This is a genomic window from Aeromonas sp. sif2416 (genome assembly GCF_019218665.1).
Taxonomy (GTDB): Bacteria; Pseudomonadota; Gammaproteobacteria; order Enterobacterales; family Aeromonadaceae; genus Aeromonas; species Aeromonas encheleia.
Genome location: NZ_JAHUXC010000002.1, coordinates 70,921 through 92,588, shown reverse-complemented (window position 1 = coordinate 92,588; position 21,668 = coordinate 70,921). Strand labels below are relative to the sequence as shown.

The following is a 21,668-nucleotide window of genomic DNA, read 5'->3' as shown; positions in this document are numbered from 1 at the left end:
GCCCCTTTCCCGGATACGGTGTGGCTCTTACTCTTCGTCGCAGATCGGATTGGCGAATTCCAGCGCCATGTCCCATGGCTGCTCAATCCAGGTATCCTGCGGGATGGCGACTTCGAAGTCATCCACCAGCGGCTCGCCCATCGGCTTGGCGAAGATGGTGATGAACTTGGCCTTGGGATAGAGGTCACGGATCGCCTTGGCGGTGCCACCGGTATCCACCAGATCATCCACCACCAGCCAGCCTTCGCCGTCACCGGCGGTAGTGGCGCCCTTGACGACCACCAGCTCACGCTGGTTGTTGTGGTCATAGCTGGAGATGCAGAGGGTTTCGACATTGCGAATGCCAAGTTCACGGGCCATCAGCGCGGCAGGCACCAGACCACCACGGCTGACCGCGATGATCCCCTTCCACTGGCTGACAGGCAGCTGACGACGGGCCAGACGGCGCGCTTCACGTTGCAGGTTGTCCCACGACACGTAGAATTTTTTTGGCATGTTATCGATCTCGAAGAGTTATATAAAACAATTACTTAAGACGTAAAGATTCGTGCTGACACACGAGATTCAGTAAATTCTGGTGCCCCTGCCTGCCGAATTTGGCTTGCACTTTGACTGCCTGGGGATAAACCCTCGGCGGCAGACACTGATGCAATGGAAGCAGGACGGGCATAGCTGGCGGTCATCGCGATCGGAATGAAGACCGCAGACCGGCTGTTGGGGCGGTATGATAGCATCGTTTGCGGATAAAATGACTGGCAAACGTATGCGAAAAACAGGAAAAGTCGGTCATCTCCCACCCCGTCGGCCCTCGTCTGGCGATCACCCGCGGCCAGAATGATGCTCATTCGAGGAGCACACCCCGAATTTCAGGTAAAAAAATAGCAGGGGGAGGATTAAGACCTCACACACCTGCTGTTTGTCGATTCGGTCGTCAGCCTAGCTGAGGACCCGCCTTAACGACGGCTGGCGTAGGGATTCGGATAGTTGAAACCCTGGGTATAGAGAGACTGGGCAAACCAATAGGTTGAATTGCTGCCTGACATATTTAAAACTCCTGATTGCTTAACAAGTTACGTACCTTTATGCGGGTTCAGATCCTTGAACAGACACTCGGTTCCGTGGAGGCGCACTTGCTTTGCTTCGGTTCCCTGGAGGCATTCGTTGTCATCCTGACAAGTGGTTGACCCACGGCGGTCAATTTACCACCCGGCGCCGAAAACACAATATTTTTGTGACGCATATCACAAATATCGGGTTGTGCTGGCCCATCTCGATAATGCAGGCATGTCCGCCATTTATGGTGCCTTTATCAGCACAAGCAGAGCGCTATTTGCGCTGTTTGCTCACATTTTTGTGTGATTGGCTGTATTATCGTAGCCCTCTTCCCCGGCCCTCTGGGCCCGGTCATTTTCCGTGCTGGTAAGGAGTCCTGACGTGGCACAGCTTAGTTCTCTCTCTCCCCAATTGATTTGGCAGTTCTTCGAGCAGATCTGCTCCATCCCCCATCCCTCCAAGCACGAAGCCCGCTTAAGCGCCTGGATAGTGCAGTGGGCCCAGCAGGAAGGCCTGGCGGTCAAGCAAGACGCCGTGGGCAACATCATCATCAAGAAGCCGGCCACGCCGGGCATGGAAAACCGCAAGGCCGTGGTGCTGCAGGCCCACATCGACATGGTGCCCCAGGCCAATGCCGATACCCAGCATGACTTCGCGACCGATCCCATCGATGCCTATATAGATGGCGACTGGGTCACCGCCCGCGGTACCACCCTCGGCGCCGACAACGGCATGGGCATGGCCGGCTGTCTGGCCGTGCTGGCCGACAAGACCATCAAGCACGGTCCGCTGGAAGTGCTGCTGACCACCGACGAGGAGACCGGCATGACCGGCGCGTTCGGGCTGGAAGCGGGCTGGCTGGAAGGCGAGATCCTGCTCAACACCGACTCCGAAGAGGATGGCGAGGTCTACATGGGCTGCGCCGGTGGGGTGGATGCCAATATCCGCTTCCCGCTGGAGCTGGTGGCCGCCACCGAGGGTGAAGGCTTCGAGCTGCAGGTGAAGGGGCTGCGTGGCGGTCACTCCGGGGTCGACATCCACCGCGGTCGTGGCAACGCCAACAAGCTGCTGGTGCGCCTGCTCAAGGCCGCCGAGCCGCTGGGGGTGCGCCTTAGCGAGATCCATGGCGGCACCCTGCGCAACGCCATCCCCCGCGAGGCGCGCGCCAAGCTGCTGGTGCCCGCCGCCAGCGTCAACGAATTCAAGGCCCTGGTCGACCGCTATGCCGGCATCTACCAGAGCGAGCTGGCCGCCACCGAGGCCAACCTGACCCTGCTGCTCAATGCCCAGGACAAACCGGCCAAGTTGATGAGCGAAGCCCTGCAGGCCCGCCTGCTGGACTCCCTGATGGCCTGCCCGAACGGCGTCATCCGCATGAGCGACGCCATCCCGGGCGTCACCGAGACCTCCACCAACCTCGGCGTCATCAAGACCCTCGAGGGCGAAGTCTACGTGCAGTGCCTGATCCGCTCCCTCATCGACTCCGGTCGCGAGAGCGTCGAGCAGATGACCAGCTCCCTGTTCAGGCTGGCCGGCGCCAGCTGCGAATTCACCGGCGCCTACCCGGGCTGGGCACCGAACGTGGATTCTCCCGTGATGGCGCTGGTACGCAACAGCTACCAGACCCTGTTCGGCGAGATGCCCAACGTCATGGTGATCCACGCCGGTCTGGAGTGCGGCCTGTTCAAGAGCGCCTACCCGGATTGGGACATGGTCTCCTTCGGCCCGACCATCCGCGGCGCCCACTCCCCTGACGAGAAGGTGCACATCCCGGCGGTCGAGCGTTTCTGGCAGTTGCTGGTGCACGTGCTGGAACAGATCCCGGCCAAGTAAGGCGCATCATCGCAGCCATTCATGCCCCGCCCGGTGCGGGGCATTTTATTGCCTCCTTCTCCTCATCCCCCGCCTCAATCTCGCCTCTCATACCCCACGACAACCGCTCCCGGCTCCATGAAACCGTCTCCATAAGCAGCGCTGGATTTGAAAACCCTTTCCATGAGTTATGTAAATTTACTACACAAAAAGTTGATCCAGCTCACATTAGGCCATAGGATCGAATTGTGACCCAGGTCACATACAACAATGAGATAACAGAGCGATGAGGTGAATATATGTTTGAGAATCTGGCAGTACTGTTCCACCTTAAGGGTGCAACCAGCAAGAAGGGCGCAGAAGAGAAAGACACCTATGCACCTTCAACCCGTCAATATTACTTCCGTTATGGCGCCTGATAGAGTCTGGCCGGAAGAGAAAGTAGTAAAATTACAAAATAACGCAATCCACACAACAGCCATCCCCTCGAGGGAGCTGTCCTGCCCGGGCCAGATGTTCCACGGCCAAACCTGAACGCCACAACCATGAAGATGGGGCCCACGGGCCCCATTTTTTATTGCTCCTCTCCCGTGCCATCTGGTTGCGATGCAGGCACCGGCATCATATCGCCTTTCCCAAGGGCACCGCCTCCGTCACCGGCAGGGGGAAATGACAGGCCACCTGATGGGCAGCACCATCGCAGATCCGCAGCTCAGGCGAGGTGCCGTGACACAGCTCGGTGGCATAGGGGCAGCGCTGGTGAAAATGGCAGCCGCTGGGGGGCGAGATGGGGGACGGCACGTCGCCGGTCAGCAGGATACGCTGGTTGCGACGGCGGGGATCCGGCACCGGAATAGCCGAGATGAGCGCCTGGGTATAGGGGTGGCGCGGGTGCAGATAGAGTTGCTGTGCATCCGCCAGCTCGACGATCCGGCCAAGATACATGACCGCGATCCGATCCGAGATGTGCTTCACCACCGACAGATCGTGGGCGATGAAGATGATGGCCAGGTTCATCTCCCGCTGCAGGCTGAGCAGCAGGTTGACTATCTGGGACTGCACCGATACATCCAACGCCGACACCGCCTCGTCACACACCAGCAGCTTGGGCTTGAGGGCGATGGCCCTGGCGATGCCAATGCGCTGGCGCTGGCCCCCCGAAAACTCGTGGGGGTAGCGATCCACCGCACTCTTCGGCAGGCCGACCTTGTCCAGCAGCTCCAGCACCCACTCGCGCCGCTGCTCCGTGCTGCCCTTGCCGTGGATGATGAAGGGCTCCTCCAGGATCTGGCCGACCGTGTGGCGACTGTTGAGGGATTCTGCAGGATCCTGGAATACGATCTGCATCTCCTGGCGCAGGGAGCGCATCTCCCGGGCGGACAACTTGGTGATGTCCCGCCCCTCGAAGCGGATCTGGCCCGCCGTCGGCTCAAACAGCTTGAGCAGTGAGCGACCCAGGGTGGACTTGCCGCAGCCGGACTCCCCCACCAGCCCCAGGGTCTCGCCCTGCTTCAGATCGAAGCTGATGCCGTCCACCGCATAGACGGTGTATTTCTTGCGAAGGAAGCCACCGCCGAGCTGGAAGTGCTGCTTCAGATCCCGCACAGACAACAACGCAGTCATATCAACTCCTTCCAGTGATGGCAGGCGACCCCGTGTCGCTCGGTCAGCTGCTCGGTCGCCGGGATGACCCTCACGCACAGCTCGGTGGCGTGGGGGCAGCGGTTGGAGAAACGGCAGCCCGCTGGCATCTCGTGCAGGGCGGGCACCTGGCCCTTGATGGTCTTGAGCAGGCTCTTGGGCACGTCTTCGAGGCGCGGGATCGAGGCCATCAGACCATGAGTATAGGGATGCCGCGGATGGTCAAACAGCTCGTAGATGTCGGCCCGCTCCACCGCACGGCCGGCGTACATCACCACCACCTCGTCGCACAGCTCCGCCACCACACCGAGATCGTGGGTGATGAAGATGATGGCCATGCCGGTCTGGGCCTGCAGCGCCTTCATCAGATCCAGGATCTGGGCCTGGATGGTCACATCCAGCGCCGTGGTCGGCTCGTCACAGATCAGCAGATCCGGCTCGCAGGCGAGCGCCATGGCGATCATCACCCGCTGGCGCATGCCGCCGGAGAGGTTGTGCGGATAGACGCTGAAGCGCCGCTCCGGCTCCGGGATCCCCACCCGCTGCAACATGGCGATGGCGGCCCCCTTGCGCTGGGCCTTGCCGTAGTCGGGCCTGTGCAGGCTGAACACCTCCATCAGCTGATCCCCGACCGTCTGCACCGGGTTGAGAGCCGTCATCGGCTCCTGGAAGATCATGGAGATACGGTTGCCGCGCACCTTGTACATCTGATCCGGCGGCAGCGACAGCAGCTCCTCCCCCTGGAAGCGGATCGAGCCGGCCACCACCTGACCGTGAGGCTTGGGTAGCAGCCCCATGATGGCGAGGGCGGTGACGCTCTTGCCGCAGCCGGACTCGCCGACAAGGCCGAGGGTCTGGCCCGCCTTCACCGAGAAGCTGACGCCGTCGAGCACCTTGATCTTGCCGTCATCGACGGTGAACTCCACCTCGAGATCGCGCACCTCGAGGATGGGAGCCTGGGTATCGGGCATGGCCTCCCCCTTCTCAATGACGCGCATAGGTCTTGTCGAGCAGGTTGATGGGGGTCAGCGCCTCGTCGGCGTCCTTCGCCTGCAGCGTCTGCTCCTTCAGCTTGGGATCGATCCAGAGCAGGCCGCCGCTGCTGTGGGGGTAGCCGTCCATCGGCCAGTAGAGCAGATCCGGCGTGTTCTTGGTGGCAGGCACCTCGGGCAGCATCACATAGCGCCAGCTGCTGGCCCGCACGTAGTTGAGCTGCACCCCGGGCACGAAGATGGCGAGATCGTAGATGCGCTGCTGGATCTGGCGGGAGAGCTCGGCCCGTTTGGCGGTGTCAAACTCGATGCCATAGGCATCGATCAGGGCGTCCAGCTGCTTGTCGGCGACGTTGAACAGGTTGTTGGTCTGCGGCTTGTTGGCATTGTCTGAGTGGAAGGATTCCCAATATTGCGGATAGAGACCACCACCGGCCCAGCCGAGCCAGGCCGCCTCGTGTTTCTTCTCCAGCATCACCTTGAAGCCGGTGGCGCCATCCACCAGGTTGAGCTCCAGATCCAGGCCCGCCTTCTTGGCCTCTTCTTTAAGCACGGTCAGTCGCTTGGAGTGCTCCTGGCTGGTGTAGGTGAGCGCCAGGGTGAGCCGCTCCCCCTTGTCGTTTTGCAAGATGCCATCCGGCCCCGGCTTGCCATAGCCGCCCTTGGCGAAGTATTCGCGCGCCTTGCCGATGTCGTAGGCCCGCTCCGGCAAGGGGATATCGGTGAATTCGCCAAAGCCCGAGCCGAAGGTGGTGGCCCTGTCGTAGTCGCCGCGCAGCACCGTCTCTATCATCTTATCGAGATTCATGGCGTGCTGGATGCCGAGCCGCACGTTCAGATCCGCCAGCTTGGGGTTAGCGATGTTGAGGTGCAGCCCCTGGCCGCCCTGCTTGGTGTCGGTCATGGCCATCACCTTCTGCACATAACCCTTCTTGTACTCGGGGGTCACGGCCTTCTCATGCCACCAGTTCGGCAGGATCATCTCGAAGGCGTCGAACTCCCCCTTCAGGAAGTGACGGAAGGCGATGTTGTGATCCCGGATCACCTGCACCTTGATGGTCTCGACGTTGAATCTGTGTTGGTTGTAGCGATCATGCTGGGCCCACCACTCCTTCTGTTTGCTAAAGGTGACCGACTTGCCCTTCTTCACATCCGTCATGACGTAGGGACCCGTGGTCGGCACCAGGGCCCAGTTGTACTGCTTCACCCAGTTGGGGGTCAGCTTGTAGTAGTGCTTGGGCTGGGGCCACAACTCGGTGGTGTTGAGCAGGTCCAGCTTGGCCTTGCGGGTCCCCGCCTTGACCATGATGGTGTGCTCATCGACCTTCTCCACCGCGATCACTTCCGTGGTGTAGTAGTTGTTGAACCAGGGTCCCTTGATGTCCTTGGAGCGCATCATCTCGTAGCCAAAGGTATAGTCATCGGCGGTGACCGGCTTGCCGTCTGACCACTTGGCCCGGGGATCCAGCTTGAAGTAGACGGTCTGGCTGTCCGGTGCTATCGCCCAGGCGCTCGCCAGCGAGGGGATGGGGTTGCCGGTGTTGGGATGAAAGCTGATCAGCCGCAGCTGGTTATCCTGGATGTAGGAGCGGAACGAGCCGTTGGAATCTGGGCCGACGGTGCGAAACGTCAGCGGGAAGCTGTCGATAAAGAGGTTGAGGGTGCCACCGGGTATCGCCTTGGGGGAGGCGAACACGGGATCTGTGTCGTTGCTCTCCCACTTGAGATCCGCAGGCAGGCTGGCGGCCCATACCCAGGATCCGTTCACCAACAGAAAAATAGCACCTATCCATTTGATTTTATTGTTCATGTTTGACTTCCTGGTCATTCCCCTGCTGTGGGGGGCTTATTGATAACGGATACGATTCGAACACCTTTCGGACAGGCCTGGCGCCTGCCCTGTCACTGATAACGGGTGAACTTGCGCGGGTCGAACGCCTCGCGGATGGCCTCACCGATGAAGGAGACCATGATCAGCACCAGACTCACCGCCGCCACCACAGAGCTGACGATCCAGATGGCATCCAGATTGTTGATGCCCTGAGAGAGCAGCTCGCCCCAGCTCGGGGTTGGCGGCGCCAACCCGAAGCCGAGGTAATCCAGCGCAGTCAGGGTGGAGATGTTGCCCACCACGGCGAAGGGCGCCAGGGTGACGATCATCATCAGGGTGTTAGGCAGAATGTGGTGGAAGATGATGCGCTTGGTGGTGGCCCCCTGGGCCCGCGCCGCCATTACATAGTCCCGCGCCCGCTCCTTGTAGGTGAGGGTGCGCATGTACCAGGTGATCCCCATCCAGCCGAACAGCACGTTGATGCCGACAAAGAGGCCGAAGTTCGGCTTGGCCAGCGACACCAGGATCATGATGACGTAGAGGAAAGGTACCTGGGACCAGATCTCGATAAAGCGTTGCAGGATGAGGTCAAACCGCCCACCGAGGAAGCCCATCATGCAGCCGATGCTGACCCCGATGAGGTAGCTCGCCACCAGGGCGATGAAGGCAAAGCCGATGGCGATGCGAAAGCCATACACCAGCCGGGCCAGCACGTCGCGGCCGCTGGTGTCTGTCCCCAGGAAGTGGCGCTCTGCCAGACTGGGGGCGTAGGGTGGGTAGACATCCTGCTTGAAGTCCTGCTCATAGGGGTTCCAGGGCACCGGCGGCAGCAGCACCCAGTCCCCCTTGGCCTCTTGCTCCAGCTTGGCCTGCAGCTGGCGATAGTTGGTCTCGTACTCGTAATCCAGCCCGAAGTACTGGCCGGGGATCACGTCGCCATAGGTGGGGAAGTAGAGCTCCCCCTGATAGCTCACCATCAGCGCCCGACTGTTGACCAAGAGCTCCGCCAGCAGGGAGAGCACCACCAGGGTGGTGAAGATCACGAAGGAGTAGTAGCCGCGCTTTATCGACTTGAATCGCTTGAGTTTTTTCAGGGTGACCGGGTTCAGGTTCATGTTTGTTCTCCAAACCGCACGCGGGGATCGACCAGCGCAACACAGATGTCGGAGACGATATGCGTCGGCGTCGGCATCGACATGACAAGAGGATTCATGTTCACGCTCACTCTCCAAACCGCACGCGGGGATCGACAAAGGCGACACAGATGTCGGAGAGGATATTGCCCACCAGCATCAGCATGGAGGTGATAGCCAGGATCCCCATGACGGTGGGGTAGTCCCGCTCGACGATGGCCTCGTAGCCGAGCAGGCCTATGCCGTCGATGTTGAAGATGGTCTCGATGAGGAAGGAGCCGCCGAAGAAGACGGTGAGCACGCTGCCGAGGTGGCTGGCGATGGGGATCAGACTGTTGCGCATGGCGTGATGAGTGACCGCCTTGCCAAACGGCAGCCCCTTGGCCACCGCCGTGCGCACGTAGTCCGCCGACAGGTTCTCCATCAGGCTGTTCTTCATGGTCATGGTGAGGATGGCGAAATCCCCGATGGCATAGGCGATGAGCGGCAACAGGGCGTGAGCGAAGAGGGTGCGGACCTGATCCCAGCTGCTCTCCATGGAATCAAACTCGTCCCCCGGGAAGCCTCCCATGGGCAGCCACTCCAGATGGAAGGCAAATACCGTGATGAGGAAGATCCCCACCACGTAGGCGGGCAGCGCATAGGCCATGTAGATGAGCATGGAGCTGAGGGAATCGAAGCGGCTGTTATGCCTTAACGCCTTGGCCACCCCGAGCGGGATGGAGACCGCGTAGCTGAGCAGGAAGGTCGCCAGCCCGAAGAAGGCGGTGACCGGCAACCTCTCCTTGATGAGATCCCACACCGGCTCGTAGTAGCGGGTCGACTCCCCCAGATCCAGCACCACCAGCTTCTGCAGCCACTCCCAGTAGGCGATCAGCATGGGCTTGTCGAGGCCGTAGAACGCCTTAAGCTCCTCGATCTGCTCATCGGAGAGCGCCTGCGCCCCCTTGCTGCCGCTGGAGCGACCTGTCTCGTTTTGGGATACCTGCGCCTGCAGCAGCATGCGCTCGACCGGGCCGCCCGGCACGAAACGGGTGATGGTGAAGACGAGCAGGGTGATACCGAGGAACGTCGGGATGATCAAAAGCATCCGACGTAAGAAATACGACAGCATGGTGGGTTAAACCTCGTCCTTGTTGTTCTTGTATGGCCATTCTATTCCGATGAACGGCCTGTCCTTCCTGGCATTACTCACTGAATTGGCTGTTATTGGCAGACAATCCCGCTCGGTCACTGTAAAAGCTCTGCAACAAAAATCAAGTAAAACGAAGACCTGCAACCGCCATCGATGCCAACAGTGAAAATAACTGTCGTCTTTTCCTTAAAAACCCAACTTCAAGATAAAAAACTGCTACACCTTCCTGTTTAAATAGTTTTTAATTATTAAAAACAAATTAAGCAATGTGAAATTAAAAACAAAAAACATATAAAAAACAACTGGATGAATTTAAATCACCGCCTTTTACAATTTACCCGTAAGAAGAGGAGCGGATCTCGCCAGCACCGCCCTGAACAGAAACATGACCAGGGGCACAAACAGATTTAAATGCTGACAAAGTGCCAGGATGCGATATGCAGCTCAGGGTGACAGGTGACTTATCGATAAGTTCAAAAATAACCAATAAAATTGAAACACTCGGATTTAACATCGTTTTCACATCGCTATGAGTTATTTAGTCAGAATAAAATCCCAAAATAAACGCACCAATAAAACATAGTCATCTTATTACCACCTCCCTCCCCGTTCGTACCGCCTCATTTGACGTCCATCCCCAAAGCTTGATAAGCCTTACGCACCGCTCCAACGAGGGCGGTAAAGGAAGCAAACAATAAACAATCAGGAAGGATACTAGCGATGCTTAGGAAAAGCAGACTCTCTGCTGCCGTAGCGTTTGCCTTGGCGAGCGCGGCAGTTGTGGCCACCCCTGTCTCGGCCGAAGAGACCCAAAACGTAGAAAAACTGCAAAAAATCAAGGTCACCGGCTCCCGGATCTCCCGCGTCGAGGTGGAAGGCTCCACCCCCGTTGTCTCCATCACCAAGGCCAAGATCGAGCAGTCAGGTCAGCAGACCGTCGCCGATTACCTGAAACAGGCCTCTTACAACTCCTTCGGTGGCGTCTCCCCGGCATCCGGCAGCTCCTTCCAGTCCCAATCCACCGTCGGCCTGCGCGGCCTCGGCTCAGAACGTACCCTGGTGCTGCTGAACGGCAAGCGGGTGGCGGGCTCCCCCACCATGGGCGGCACCTCCATCAACCTGAACACCATCCCCATGGCGGCCGTTGAGCGGGTGGAAGTCAACCTGGACGGCGGCTCGGCCATTTACGGCTCCGACGCCATCGGTGGTGTCATCAACGTGGTGCTCAAAGAGGGCTACGAGGGGCTGACCTTCCAGGGCCGTCTCGGCTCACCGACCGAGCCGGGCGGCGATGAGGCCAGCGGCTCCGTCGTGGCCGGCGTCAATGGCGAGAAAGGCTCGCTGATGGCGGTCTACGAGCACGACAAGAAAGACGTCGTCTATGCCCGTGATCGCGACTACCTGGCCAAGCAGGGCAACGATTCTCCCAGCCCCTATGGCCGCAACGTGGAGGGGATCACCGGCCTCGACGCCAACGGCGATCCCATCTGGAAATACGGTCCGCTGGCGGGTGCCACCAACGCCGACGGCAGTTGCAAGGAGCCCTTCGTCGGCTTCGAGGACGGCTGTAATTTCAACTACGGTCAGGTCGCGGCCACCACCGCCTCCCGCAGCCGTGACACCCTGTATGTGAACGGTCGCTACCACATCAACGATAACGTCGACTTCGTGCCGCAGATCATCGGCTCCCGGGTCGAGAGTTTCGGCCGCTACGCCCCCGCCGCCGGCGCCTTCGCCATAGACCCGTCCAATCCGAAGAATGCCCAGTTCTTCGCCGACAACGGCCTGGATGCCGCCGCGACCCAGGGTCTGGGTGAGGCCGCCTACGCCTACTACCGCTTCACCAACGTCGGTCCCCGTGACAACTATGTCACCGACATGACCGGCAGCCTGAACCTCGGCTTCGAAGGCACTGTCACCACCGAATCCGTGGGTGACATGCAGTGGAACGCCGGTTACATGTACTCCAAGACCGACAACAAGGAGAACGGCACAGGTTATGTGCTGCAATCCGCCGCCCAGCAGGCCATCGCCGATGGCAAGTTCGTGAAGGGCGAGTTTGATGCCTCCAGTACCAAGGCGATGTCTGCCGATGTCAGCCGCCGCTCCACCATGGACTTCTACCAGTGGTACGCCGGGGTGCAGTGGGACATGGGCGAGCTGCCGTCCGGGCCGGTCAGCTGGTATGCGGGTGCCGAGTACAACGACTGGGTCTATGCCGACAAGTACGATGCCCAGTCAGAAGCGGGCAACATCATCGGCTCCGCCGGCAACTCCTCCGGTGGGGTGCGCGATGTCACCGCCGCCTACATCGAGTCGCTGGTGCCCATCACCGAGCAGGTCGAGCTGAACCTGGCCGGTCGCTTCGATGACTACAGCGACTTCGGCAGCGCCTTCTCGCCCAAGGCGAGCCTGCGTTACCAGCCGCTGGACAACCTGATGCTGCGCGGCTCCTGGTCCCGATCCTTCCGTGCCCCCAGCCTGAGCGATCTCTATTCGGCAGACTCGGAGTCGGCCGACTGGGCCAAGGACTATGTCTACTGCGAGGCCAACGGCATCTCCGCGGCGGACTGCCCGAACCGCCAGTACACCACCACCCGCACCGCCAACGAGGAGCTGAAGGAAGAGACCGCGGACACCTGGAACTTCGGCGTGGCCTACAGCCCGGTGGATGACCTGAACCTCTCCCTGGACTACTACACCATCAAGATCACCGACGTGATCCAGCTGAACTCCCTGCAGTCCCTCATCTATGACGAGCTGAACACCGGCAGCTCCAGCAGCATCACCCGCAACAGCCAGGGCAAGATAGGTAGTGCCATCGCCCCCATGGTCAACCTGGGAGATCTGAACACCAGCGGTCTGGATCTCAAGCTGGATTACCGCTACGACCTGACCTCCGCCACCATACGTTATGACCTGGGCGGCACCTACATCCTGGATTACAAGGAAGGTCTGTACGCCGGTGGCCCCGTCATCGACAAGATCGGCCAGAACGGTCTGCCACAGTTCCGCTTCAGCTCCGGTGTCGGTGTCAACGTGCCCCAGTGGTGGAACATGGATAGCTACCTGAGCGCGAACTACATCGACTCCCAGAGCCAGGACTACATCGCCGATACCGGTGAGGAAGTCGGCCACATCGCGTCCCAGACCACCTGGAACCTGAACGTCGGCGTGGATGCTCCCTGGAACGGCAAGATCCAGGTCGGGGTGAAGAACATGTTCAACGCGGGCCCGTCCCTCGAGAGCGATGGCTTCACCTATGACGATGAGCTCTACAGCATCGACGGTCGCATCTACTACCTCGACTACGCCCAGAAGTTCTAATCCACCAAGCAAGCGACAGGCCGGCCCGTTTCGGGTCGGCTTTGCCCAACGTTCCAAGGAAGTTACGGAGATAGGGTAATCCTATGAAAAAAAGGACTATTACAATGAAGAAAGCGCTCCTCGGCAGCCTGGTTTCGGCTGCCTTGCTGACCAGCTTCAACCTGAGTGCCGCCTCTGCCGGTCAGGCAGTGGACGCTCAAGCCGCCACCGACAATGCCTCCAAAGTATCCCAGCAGAAGATCGACAACTACGCCGAGTCTGCCGAGTCTGCCCTGGCGCAGTACAAGGCCGCCCTGCGTCAGGTCGACAGCCTGCGCACCTACAACGAGCAGGTGGGCAAGATGGTCGACTCCCAGGCCACCGAGCTGGCCTCGATGCAGCGCCAGATAGCCCAGATCGATCAGACCAGCACCGAGGTCGTCCCCCTGATGCTGAAGATGATCGACTCCCTCGATCAGTTCGTCTCCCTGGATCTGCCGTTCCAGAAGGTTGAGCGGGAGGACCGCGTGGCGGCCCTGACCGATCTGATGAACCGGGCCGATGTCACCATCTCCGAGAAGTACCGCAAGATCCTGGAGGCCTACCAGATCGAGGAGGGCTTCAGCCGCACCATCGAGGCCTACAAGGCCAGCCTGGACAAGGATGGCGCCGAGAAGACCTACGAGTTCCTGCGCGTCGGCCGCATCGCCCTGCTCTACCAGTCCCCGGATGGCAACGAGACCGGCATCTGGAACAAGAAGACCCGTCAGTGGGAGGAGTTGCCCCAGGAGTATCGCAGTGCAGTAGAACAGGGCTTGCGTATCGCCAAGAAGCAGGCGCCACCCGCGCTCATCAAGCTGCCGGTTCAAACTGCGGAGAAAGCATCATGAAAGGAATCAAACTCGCCATTGCCTCCCTGATCGCGGGAGCCACTCTGATCACCCTGCCGGTGACCGCCGCCGAGAAACCGGTGGACCTGAACGCCCTGCTGAGCCAGGTCAAGGCCGCCAGCACCAGCGAATCCCAACTCAACAAGGAGCGGGAGGCCCGCTTCCTGGCCGACAAGAATGAACAAGGGGCGCTGCTGGCCAAGGCCAAGGCCGAACTCGCCACCGAGACCGCCAAGGGCGAGCAGCTCAAGGCCACCTTCGACCTCAACGACAAGCAGCTGACCGAGCTGACAGAGACCCTGCGCCAGCGTTCCGGCAACATGGGCGAGATGTTCGGCGTGCTGCGCCAGTTCGCCGGTGAGTTCAAGGGGATCTTCAACGCCTCTGCCCGCCGGGTCGAACACCCGGAGCAGGCTGCGCTGCTGACCCGCCTGGCCGAGAGCAAGGAGTTGCCCTCCAGCGACGATCTGAGCGCCTTCTGGACCACTACCCTCAGCCGCATGGTCGATGGGGGCAAGGTGAGCCAGATGCAGGGGACAGTGGTGTACGGGGAAGGCAATCAGGCCGAGAAGACGGTCACCCAGATCGGGGAGTTCAACACCGTCTCCGAGGGCAAGTACCTCACCTTCGTGCCGGAGACCGGCAAGTTCGAACAGCTGCCCCGCCAGCCGGACAAGGCAGTGCTGGAGCCCATCGCCAAGTTTGAGCAGGGCAATGGCGCCGTTGAGCCGGTCTTCATCGATCCGTCCCGCGGCGTGATCCTCTCCCTGCTGGTGCAGTCGCCGACCTTCAAGGAACGCGTCGATCAGGGCGGTGAGGTGGGCTACGTCATCATGGTACTCGGCGTGCTCGGTACCCTGCTGGCCCTGTTCTGTGGCGCCCGTCTGTCGATGATCGGTTCCTCCATGCGCAAGCAGCTCAAATCCGATCAGATCGTCAAGGGCAACCCCATCGGCGAGATGCTGGGGGCCTATCAGGCTCATCGCGGTGACAACATCGAGGATCTGGAATCCAAGCTGGACGAGATCATCCTGCGCAACGTGCCCAAGTTCGAGAAGGGCATCAGCATCATCAAGCTGATCGCCTCGGTGGCCCCGCTGCTGGGTCTGCTGGGGACTGTGGTCGGGATGATCGCCACCTTCCAGGCCATCACCCTGTTCGGTACCGGCGATCCCAAGTTGATGGCGGGCGGCATCTCCGAGGCCCTGGTCACCACCATGCAGGGTCTGGTGGTCGCGGTGCCCATGCTGTTCCTCTACACCATAGTGCAGACCCAGAGCCGTCGTCTCATCCAGATACTGGAAGAGCAGAGCGCCGGTTTTGTCGCCCGTTATCAGGAACGTCTGCACGCCGCCAAAGCCGCAGCCTAAGGAGTCACCCATGTGGTTCTGGTTGATTGAAGAAGTCGAGTCGGTCCGCCGGTTTCTGGGATTGGGGGGCGATGTACTGGTCGCCCTGTTCTTCCTGACGCTGCTGATGTGGGCCCTGCTGCTGGAGCGCTGGTTCTACTTCATGGCGGTCTATCCCCAGCAGGTGAAGCAGACCAAGGCCAGCTGGATGGCCCGCGGTGATCACCTCTCCTGGTCTGCCAGGCAGATCCGGCGCGAGCTGGTCTCGCGGGTCGCCATGGCGGTGGACAAGGGGATGCCGGTCATCAAGGTGTTGATCGCGCTCTGTCCGCTGATGGGACTGCTGGGCACCGTGGTCGGCATGGTGCAGGTGTTTGACACCCTCGCCATCACCGGCACCGGCTCCCCCAGGGCGATGGCCTCGGGCATCTCCAAGGCGACGGTACCGACCATGGCGGGCATGATTGCCGCCCTTTCCGGCCTGTTTTTTGTCAACCAGCTCGATCACAAAGCCAAGCTGGCGGTCGAGAAACTGGAAGACAACCTGAAACACGGTTAATGCAGGATGCATTCCCCCGGCACGGCATCGCCGACCGGGGGCACAGTTACGCAAGGAGTTTTGCCATGAGAAAACGTCACAGCGACAGCGGTGCTGAAGAGGCGGCCATCGATCTGACCCCCATGCTGGACATAGTGTTCATCATGCTGATCTTCTTCATCGTCACCACCTCGTTCGTCAAGGAGTCCGGGGTGGAGATCAACCGCCCGAGCGCCAGCACGGCCGAGACGGTGAAGAAGGGGAACATCATGGTCGCGGTGCGCGAGAACGGTCAGGTCTGGGTCGACAAGCGTTCCGTCGAGGTGGGGGCCGTGCGCGCCAACATCGAGCGGCTGCGGGCCGAGAACCCGGAGAGCGCCGTGGTGATCCAGGCCGATACCGAATCCCGTTCGGGTCTGGTGGTCCAGGTCATGGATCAGATCCGCATGGCCGGTGTCCAGAGCATCTCCATCGCTGCCAACAAGAGCAGCTGATGCTGGAGAGAGACCTATGAGATACCTGATATCGTTAGCGGTCTCCTGTGTGGTGGTGTTCTTCCTGTTCCTGGGAATGAACAAGCTGATCACACCGGATCACCGGGAGCTGGTGGAGAGGGATGACGTCACCATGACCGACTTCATTCGCCTCAAGCCTCAGGAGACCCTGCAAGAGAAACAGCGCGAGCTGCCCAAGCCGCCGCCCCCGGATCGCCCGCCTCCCCCGCCCGAGATGGAGGTGGCCAGCACGGATCGGCCGCAGATGGAAAGCTCGTCGATGGACATGCCCAAGCTCGACATCCCGGTCAACATCGGCGGCGGCAACGCCCTCGGTGCCTACAGCACCGGCGGCGGGGGTGGCGGGACCGGCGGCAACAACGGCGCCATCCCGCTGGCGACCTTCGAGCCGATGATGCCGCGCAAGGCGGCCCTGGCCGGCCTCGCGACGGGCAAGGTGCTGGTGGAGTTCACCGTGACCGAGCGTGGCACCGTCAGCAACATCCGCATCGTCAAGGAAGAGCCGCGCAGCTATGACCTTGGCAAGGCCGCCCGTCAGACCATAACCAAGTGGACGTTCAAGCCGGCCATGATCGATGGCAAGCCGCAAGCCAGTCGCATGCAGCAAGAAATCGAGTTTGCGACCAACTAAGGAAGGTGGCGATGAAGAAGTTACACACCCTGATCCTCGCCCCGGTTGCCATGGCGGTACTGCTCAGTACCGCCAGCTGGGCCGCCGAGCAGCCTGCCCTCTCTGACCGCGCCTACCGCGCGGTCAACAAGGCACAGGCACTGATCACCGAGAAGAAATACGGCGAGGCGAATGCCAAGCTGCAGGAGGCGCTGTCCGGGGTAGGCGAGCGGGTCTACGACAAGGGCGTGATCCTGCAGACCCTCGGCTTCGTGGCGGCGCAGCAGGAGAAGTACGGTCAGGCGACCAAGTACTTCGCCGATGCCATCGCCACCGGCGGCCTGCCACAGCCGGTGGCCCAGCAGGTGCGCTACAACCTGGCCCAGCTCTACATGGCGGAGGGCGACTTCAAGGCCTCCATCAGCACCATGAACCAGTGGTTCGCGAGCCTCGGCGAGGATGAGAAACCGACCCCGCACGCCTACATCACCCTGGCCAACGCCCATGTGCAGCTCAAGCAGTATCGAGAGGCCATTCCGGCGGTGGACACTGCGATCAAGCTGTCGGCGGGCAAGGCGCCCGAGTCCTGGTACCTGCTGAAGATGGCGGCCCACTACGAGCTGAAACAGTACAAGCCGGCGACCGAGGTGCTGACCGCCCTGGTCGACAGGTACCCGGAGAAGAAGAAGTACTGGACCCAGCTCTCGGCCATGCAGATGCAGGCGGGCAACGATGGCAAGGCGCTGGCAGCGCTGGAGTCGGCCTACCACCTCGGCATGCTGACCGAGCCGGCCGAGTTGCAGCGCCTCGCCAACTACCTGGCCTTCTCCGGCATCCCCCATCGCGCCGCCCGCGTGATGGAGAAGGCCATGAAGGACGGCGTCATCGAGGGCAACGCGGCCAACTACAAGGCGCTGGCCAACTACTGGCATCAGGCCAAGGAGCTGGATCCGGCCATCGATACCCTGGCCAAGTCCTACCAGCTGGCGCCCAATGCCGAGCTGCAGCTGAAGATGGCGCGCATGATGATCCAGAGCAAACGCTACCAGGATCTGGTGGCCCTTGCCGCCAAGCCGGCGGCGAATGCCAACGGTGAACAGCGCGCCGATCTGAAGTTCCTGACCGGGGTCGCCTACTTCGAGCAGCAGAAGCCGAAGGAGGCACTGAACGCCTTCACCCAGGCGGCTCAGAACGGCAACGTCAGCGGCCGCGCCTCACCCTGGATCAACTTCCTGAAAGAACAACAAGGCGGCGCCATCACGCAATAAACCAGGTCGCAGATTGACCCCGGCCACTCGCGGCAGGACGGGCCCCCTCCCCGTCCGCTGCACATAACAAGGGGTTCGCCCCACAGGTTGCCTTGGTGGCAATTGGCCGCTCTTCGGAGCGGTCTTTTTTATGCTCGCGCTCTCCTTCCTTATATCTGCCATAAAAAAATCCGGAGCCTGGGCTCCGGATTGGGTCGTATAGATGCGGGCAGCGCCGTGACGTCGCCCGCCACACCAGACTCAGTAGTTACACACCAGCTTCCAGCTGCCGTCGCCGGCCTTGGGTTCGCTGCTGGTCCACCAGTTCGCCTGCCAGACCGCCTTGCCATTGGTCAGGCGATCGTTGGCGTTGGCGTGGTCCCCTTGCGGCCAGCTCGGGTAAGCCGGATAGCTCGCCGGGTTGACGCTCTGGGCGCTGCAGCTGGTGCCACCATCGCCACCGCCGCTGCCCAGCACCGCCTCGGCCAGGGCCGGAAAGTCGGCCTTGAGGCCTATGGTCTGGCTGCCGCTGACGAGACGAATGCCACTTGGCACGCCCGCCGCCGGCAGGTAGTAGGTCATGGCCACTTCCACCTCGGTGCCCGGTGCCCAGGCCTTCCAGCTTGGCAGCGTCATGGCCACCTTGTGGAAGTCCTTCTCGCTCGCGATGCCGTCCGAGTTCTGGTTGCCACCGCTCTCGACCACCTTCAGGCCCATGCCACTCTGATCCGTGATGGTGTCAGAGGTGGAGGTGGGCACCAGGAACTCGATGCGGGTCCCGCCCGGTATGGTCTGGGTCGACTTGTTGGTCAGTTTAAGCGTCGGGTTGATCGGGTAGTTGGAATCCCCCTCCTTGAAGCCGCTCAGGCTGACGCCGATGTCGAGCTGCGCCGCCGGGGCAGGCAGATCGTTCTGCTTCAGATTGGGCTGGCTCGCCGTCCTGAACTTGTCGTAGGCCAGGCTGGTGAGGGTGCTGCCCATGACATATTCGTTCTTGGCCGGATCGAACGCGTAATCCCCCGCCATCTCCCAGAACATGACACCCCCCAGGCCGCGCTTGACGATGTAGTCCAGCTTCTTGCCCATGGACTCTTCATCTTCGGTGGAGAGGAACACCTTCTTCTCCTCGTTCCACAGCCAGGGCGCCTGCGCCTTGTCATCGTAGTAACGCACGTACTTGCCCTGGATCACGTCGGCCGGGTTGTTGGGATCCAGACCCCAGGCCTGACCGTAGCTCGGCAGGGTGGTGATGCCGAGACTGGCCGCGTGCTCCAGGTTCTTGGCATGCCACATGGGCACGGCGCCGGCACCGACCTCGTTGCCGTTCTTGTCCAGATCGTGCCAGATGTTGTCGATGCCGACAGCGCCGTTGCCGCAGGGGATAGTGCTGCCACCGGTGCCCGGCTGGCAATTGCTCTGGCTCGGCAGGGCCGCCTTGCCGTTGAGACCATGGGTGCCGCCGGTGACCCCTTGCCAGCCACGGGTGTAGTAAGGCACCCCTATGTTGATCTTGCCGGCCGCCAGGGCGCCACGGAAGTAGTGGGCCGACCAGGCCGCGTTCAGATAACCGATGGCGCCGTACTGGGCCTGGCTATAGACGCCCCACTGGGCCAGCTCGGGATCCGCCTTGTTGTCGAACAGCGCGGCGTTGTGGGCCACGAAGTTGTTCCAGGCGCCGTGGAAGTCATAGGTCATCAGGTTGACGTAATCCAGATACTGGGTGACCTGGAAGTTCTCCATGCCGCGCAGCAGATAGGCCGACGCCGGTGAGGCTATGGTCAGCATGTACTTGCGGCCATCCTCGGTGCCGGCATTGTCGAGCCGTGCCCGCAGGGTCTTCATCAGGACTTCGTAGTTGGCAAACAGCTTGGCCCGACACTGGTTGGAGAGCGGGAAGTCGTTGGGGTTGCCCGCATCCTTCATGGAGGTGGGGTACTCGTAGTCCACGTCCACCCCATCGAAGCCGTACTGGCGGATGAAGCCCACCGCCGAGTCGGCGAAGGCGTTGATGCCGGCGGTGTTGACCGAGCAGTCGCCCTTGGTGGTGGCGGTATAGAAGCCACGGGTGTCGGCCCAGCCGCCCACCGAGATCAGGGTCTTCACGTCCGGATACTGCTTCTTGTATTTCGACAGCAGGTTGAGGTGACCCTTGTAGGCAAACTCCGGATCCATCTCGGCGCCCGGCACCCCCTCCCAGGTCAGCTTGGTGGCGGCGTCGTCCACCTTGATCAGGTGGCTCTGCTCATCCACCGCCGCGAAGGCGTAGTTGATGTGGGTGATCTTGTCCCAGGGAATGTCGCTCACCAGGTAGGCGGGCAGGCCGTTCTTGCCGGTGCGCCAGGAGGTGAAGTAACCGATGACCCGGCGGGCATGGTCATCCCCCATACACTCGCTGCCATCGGCGCGGTAGATCTGGCGAATGTCGCAGGAGAGGTTGCCACCCGTGGGAGGCAGCGCGGCCTCTTCCACGGTGACATCGATCTGGGCCGACTCACCGACCAGGTTCCCCTTGTCTGTCGCCACCACCTTGAGGCCGGCGACCCCCTTGCTCTGGGGCGTCCAGTTCAGCTGCCAGGGGGCGCTGCCATCTTCACCCACCTTCTGGCCATTCACATAGAGCTCGACCCTGGCCACATCGCTGTTGGCATCGGTCACATCGGCCGTGACCGTGGCGACCCGGCCCAGGGTCAGCCTGGCGCCGGCGGCCGGGCTGCTGATGCTGGCCTTGGGCGCTTCTGGGGCCACCACGCCACTGACGGCGAAGCTGACATCTGCCTCGCTCAGCAGCTTGCCATCCTTGTCCAGGGCGCGGGACTTGAGCTGATGGGGGCCGACGCCGCTCGCCACCCAGCTTGCCGACCAGGGGACCGCGCTGCTCAGTGCGACCTGGGTGCCATCGATCAGGTACTCCACCTTGACCAGGGCGCTGCTGTCACCGCTCAGGGTTACCGCCAGGGCCACAGGCGCCCCCTCGTTGAAAGCGTTACCAACGGCGGGCGAGCTTATCGCGAGCCCGAGGCCCGGCGCCGTGCCGCCATCGCTGAAGGGTTTCCAGGCATCGGCCCAGACGGTACCCACCCCGGGCGCATAGTGATAGGGCGAGGCGCCACACCAGCCGGAGTAAGGAAATTCCTTGCACTCATAGAGGTTGCCGACGTTGCTGACGATATCGCCAGCCTTGTAGGCTGTGCCGGACTGATAGGCGGGATAGGCGGCTTGCGCCCAGGCGGGCATGGCCGCAAGGGCGACCAGCATGGCGAGCCTGCTGGGCCTTATGGTCTGTTGCATATTGTTATCATCCTTGTTTTATCTTGGCTTTTAAGACCGGGCAAAGCGCAATAGCAACAGGTGAGAAAGGGTCGACAACAGGCCATGGACGGGGCCACATCCCCTCATGTCACCCTGGGTAACCCCGCTGTCTGGCCAGTATCCGGCAGATCGGAGGCTTTGCGTCCCGGCATCACTGCCGGTTTGCCCTTTACCTGGGTTCCGTGAGGAACAGGGCGAGTATAGGAAGCAAGTGGTCGAGTCTCAATCTTCATTCTCGAAGAAAAATATGTAAACGCCACCAAGCCCCCGCATCCTCCCGCACAGTCGGTGACACTTTTATCATTAA

15 protein-coding genes and 1 riboswitch are annotated in these 21,668 nt (G+C 61.1%); of the genes, 8 read left to right on the top strand and 7 right to left on the bottom strand.

Features of this window, described 5'->3' with window-relative positions; all coding sequences use genetic code 11:
* Window positions 1–27 precede the first annotated feature (27 nt).
* Window positions 28–495 carry a xanthine phosphoribosyltransferase gene (gpt, locus tag KW821_RS03765; RefSeq protein ID WP_042651699.1) on the bottom strand — a complete coding sequence of 156 codons (468 nt, stop codon included), beginning with the start codon at window positions 493–495 and terminating at the stop codon, window positions 28–30.
* A 939-nt stretch (window positions 496–1,434) separates the two neighbouring features.
* Between gpt and KW821_RS03760 the strand changes: the two genes are divergently transcribed.
* A complete protein-coding gene (locus tag KW821_RS03760; protein ID WP_218290493.1) occupies window positions 1,435–2,886 on the top strand; it encodes an aminoacyl-histidine dipeptidase in 1,452 nt (483 codons plus the stop codon).
* 600 nt (window positions 2,887–3,486) lie between these two features.
* Here the strand turns inward: KW821_RS03760 and KW821_RS03755 are convergent.
* The 5 genes from KW821_RS03755 to KW821_RS03735 all read right to left on the bottom strand — a co-directional run bounded on the left by KW821_RS03755 (window position 3,487) and on the right by KW821_RS03735 (window position 9,576).
* The gene (locus KW821_RS03755) at window positions 3,487–4,488 is read right to left on the bottom strand and encodes an ABC transporter ATP-binding protein (protein ID WP_218290492.1); all 1,002 of its coding nucleotides are present in this window, start codon (window positions 4,486–4,488) and stop codon (window positions 3,487–3,489) included.
* On the bottom strand, window positions 4,485–5,504 hold the full coding sequence (locus tag KW821_RS03750; RefSeq protein WP_218290491.1) for an ABC transporter ATP-binding protein: 1,020 nt from the start codon (window positions 5,502–5,504) through the stop codon (window positions 4,485–4,487). The genes KW821_RS03755 and KW821_RS03750 overlap by 4 nt, the downstream gene beginning before the upstream one ends.
* On the bottom strand, window positions 5,491–7,308 hold the full coding sequence (locus tag KW821_RS03745) for an extracellular solute-binding protein (protein WP_218290490.1): 1,818 nt from the start codon (window positions 7,306–7,308) through the stop codon (window positions 5,491–5,493). Before KW821_RS03745 ends, KW821_RS03750 begins: the two co-directional genes overlap by 14 nt.
* 92 nt (window positions 7,309–7,400) lie before the next feature.
* Window positions 7,401–8,444, bottom strand: coding sequence for an ABC transporter permease (locus KW821_RS03740; RefSeq protein ID WP_218290489.1), 1,044 nt, complete (start codon window positions 8,442–8,444; stop codon window positions 7,401–7,403).
* A gap of 106 nt (window positions 8,445–8,550) precedes the next feature.
* Window positions 8,551–9,576: an ABC transporter permease subunit gene (locus tag KW821_RS03735; RefSeq protein WP_218290488.1), complete on the bottom strand. Its 1,026-nt coding sequence runs from the start codon at window positions 9,574–9,576 to the stop codon at window positions 8,551–8,553.
* Window positions 9,577–10,317: 741 nt separating this feature from the next.
* On the opposite strand from KW821_RS03735, the gene KW821_RS03730 reads away from it, so the two are divergent.
* The 7 genes from KW821_RS03730 (at window position 10,318) to KW821_RS03700 (ending at window position 18,073) form a co-directional block, all read left to right on the top strand.
* Window positions 10,318–12,924, top strand: a complete 2,607-nt coding sequence (locus KW821_RS03730) for a TonB-dependent siderophore receptor (protein ID WP_218290487.1) — start codon at window positions 10,318–10,320, stop codon at window positions 12,922–12,924.
* 104 nt (window positions 12,925–13,028) lie between these two features.
* A complete protein-coding gene (locus tag KW821_RS03725) occupies window positions 13,029–13,793 on the top strand; it encodes a DUF3450 domain-containing protein (RefSeq protein ID WP_218290486.1) in 765 nt (254 codons plus the stop codon).
* The gene (locus KW821_RS03720) at window positions 13,790–15,163 is read left to right on the top strand and encodes a MotA/TolQ/ExbB proton channel family protein (protein WP_218290485.1); all 1,374 of its coding nucleotides are present in this window, start codon (window positions 13,790–13,792) and stop codon (window positions 15,161–15,163) included. The genes KW821_RS03725 and KW821_RS03720 overlap by 4 nt, the downstream gene beginning before the upstream one ends.
* A gap of 10 nt (window positions 15,164–15,173) precedes the next feature.
* Window positions 15,174–15,701, top strand: coding sequence for a MotA/TolQ/ExbB proton channel family protein (locus KW821_RS03715; protein ID WP_042651691.1), 528 nt, complete (start codon window positions 15,174–15,176; stop codon window positions 15,699–15,701).
* Between the two features lie 65 nt (window positions 15,702–15,766).
* On the top strand, window positions 15,767–16,174 hold the full coding sequence (locus tag KW821_RS03710; protein ID WP_042651690.1) for a biopolymer transporter ExbD: 408 nt from the start codon (window positions 15,767–15,769) through the stop codon (window positions 16,172–16,174).
* A 16-nt stretch (window positions 16,175–16,190) separates the two neighbouring features.
* Window positions 16,191–16,826, top strand: coding sequence for an energy transducer TonB (locus KW821_RS03705; RefSeq protein WP_042651689.1), 636 nt, complete (start codon window positions 16,191–16,193; stop codon window positions 16,824–16,826).
* A gap of 11 nt (window positions 16,827–16,837) precedes the next feature.
* On the top strand, window positions 16,838–18,073 hold the full coding sequence (locus KW821_RS03700) for a lipopolysaccharide assembly protein LapB (RefSeq protein ID WP_218290484.1): 1,236 nt from the start codon (window positions 16,838–16,840) through the stop codon (window positions 18,071–18,073).
* 240 nt (window positions 18,074–18,313) lie between these two features.
* On the opposite strand, the gene KW821_RS03695 is transcribed toward KW821_RS03700, so the two are convergent.
* Complete coding sequence (locus KW821_RS03695) at window positions 18,314–21,307, bottom strand: glycosyl hydrolase family 18 protein (protein WP_218290808.1); 2,994 nt, start codon at window positions 21,305–21,307, stop codon at window positions 18,314–18,316.
* Between the two features lie 147 nt (window positions 21,308–21,454).
* A riboswitch (cyclic di-GMP riboswitch) is annotated at window positions 21,455–21,538 on the bottom strand.
* Window positions 21,539–21,668 lie beyond the last annotated feature (130 nt).

What these genes read in the sequence shown, in the direction of transcription:
- KW821_RS03715 (WP_042651691.1), top strand. Translation starts at nt 15,174, where the DNA reads ATGTGGTTCTGGTTGATTGAAGAAGTCGAGTCGGTCCGCCGGTTTCTG.
- KW821_RS03730 (WP_218290487.1), top strand. Translation starts at nt 10,318, where the DNA reads ATGCTTAGGAAAAGCAGACTCTCTGCTGCCGTAGCGTTTGCCTTGGCG.
- KW821_RS03750 (WP_218290491.1), bottom strand. Translation starts at nt 5,504, where the DNA reads ATGCGCGTCATTGAGAAGGGGGAGGCCATGCCCGATACCCAGGCTCCC.
- KW821_RS03705 (WP_042651689.1), top strand. Translation starts at nt 16,191, where the DNA reads ATGAGATACCTGATATCGTTAGCGGTCTCCTGTGTGGTGGTGTTCTTC.
- KW821_RS03755 (WP_218290492.1), bottom strand. Translation starts at nt 4,488, where the DNA reads ATGACTGCGTTGTTGTCTGTGCGGGATCTGAAGCAGCACTTCCAGCTC.
- KW821_RS03740 (WP_218290489.1), bottom strand. Translation starts at nt 8,444, where the DNA reads ATGAACCTGAACCCGGTCACCCTGAAAAAACTCAAGCGATTCAAGTCG.
- KW821_RS03700 (WP_218290484.1), top strand. Translation starts at nt 16,838, where the DNA reads ATGAAGAAGTTACACACCCTGATCCTCGCCCCGGTTGCCATGGCGGTA.
- KW821_RS03745 (WP_218290490.1), bottom strand. Translation starts at nt 7,308, where the DNA reads ATGAACAATAAAATCAAATGGATAGGTGCTATTTTTCTGTTGGTGAAC.
- KW821_RS03735 (WP_218290488.1), bottom strand. Translation starts at nt 9,576, where the DNA reads ATGCTGTCGTATTTCTTACGTCGGATGCTTTTGATCATCCCGACGTTC.
- KW821_RS03720 (WP_218290485.1), top strand. Translation starts at nt 13,790, where the DNA reads ATGAAAGGAATCAAACTCGCCATTGCCTCCCTGATCGCGGGAGCCACT.
- KW821_RS03725 (WP_218290486.1), top strand. Translation starts at nt 13,029, where the DNA reads ATGAAGAAAGCGCTCCTCGGCAGCCTGGTTTCGGCTGCCTTGCTGACC.
- KW821_RS03695 (WP_218290808.1), bottom strand. Translation starts at nt 21,307, where the DNA reads ATGCTGGTCGCCCTTGCGGCCATGCCCGCCTGGGCGCAAGCCGCCTAT.
- gpt (WP_042651699.1), bottom strand. Translation starts at nt 495, where the DNA reads ATGCCAAAAAAATTCTACGTGTCGTGGGACAACCTGCAACGTGAAGCG.
- KW821_RS03710 (WP_042651690.1), top strand. Translation starts at nt 15,767, where the DNA reads ATGAGAAAACGTCACAGCGACAGCGGTGCTGAAGAGGCGGCCATCGAT.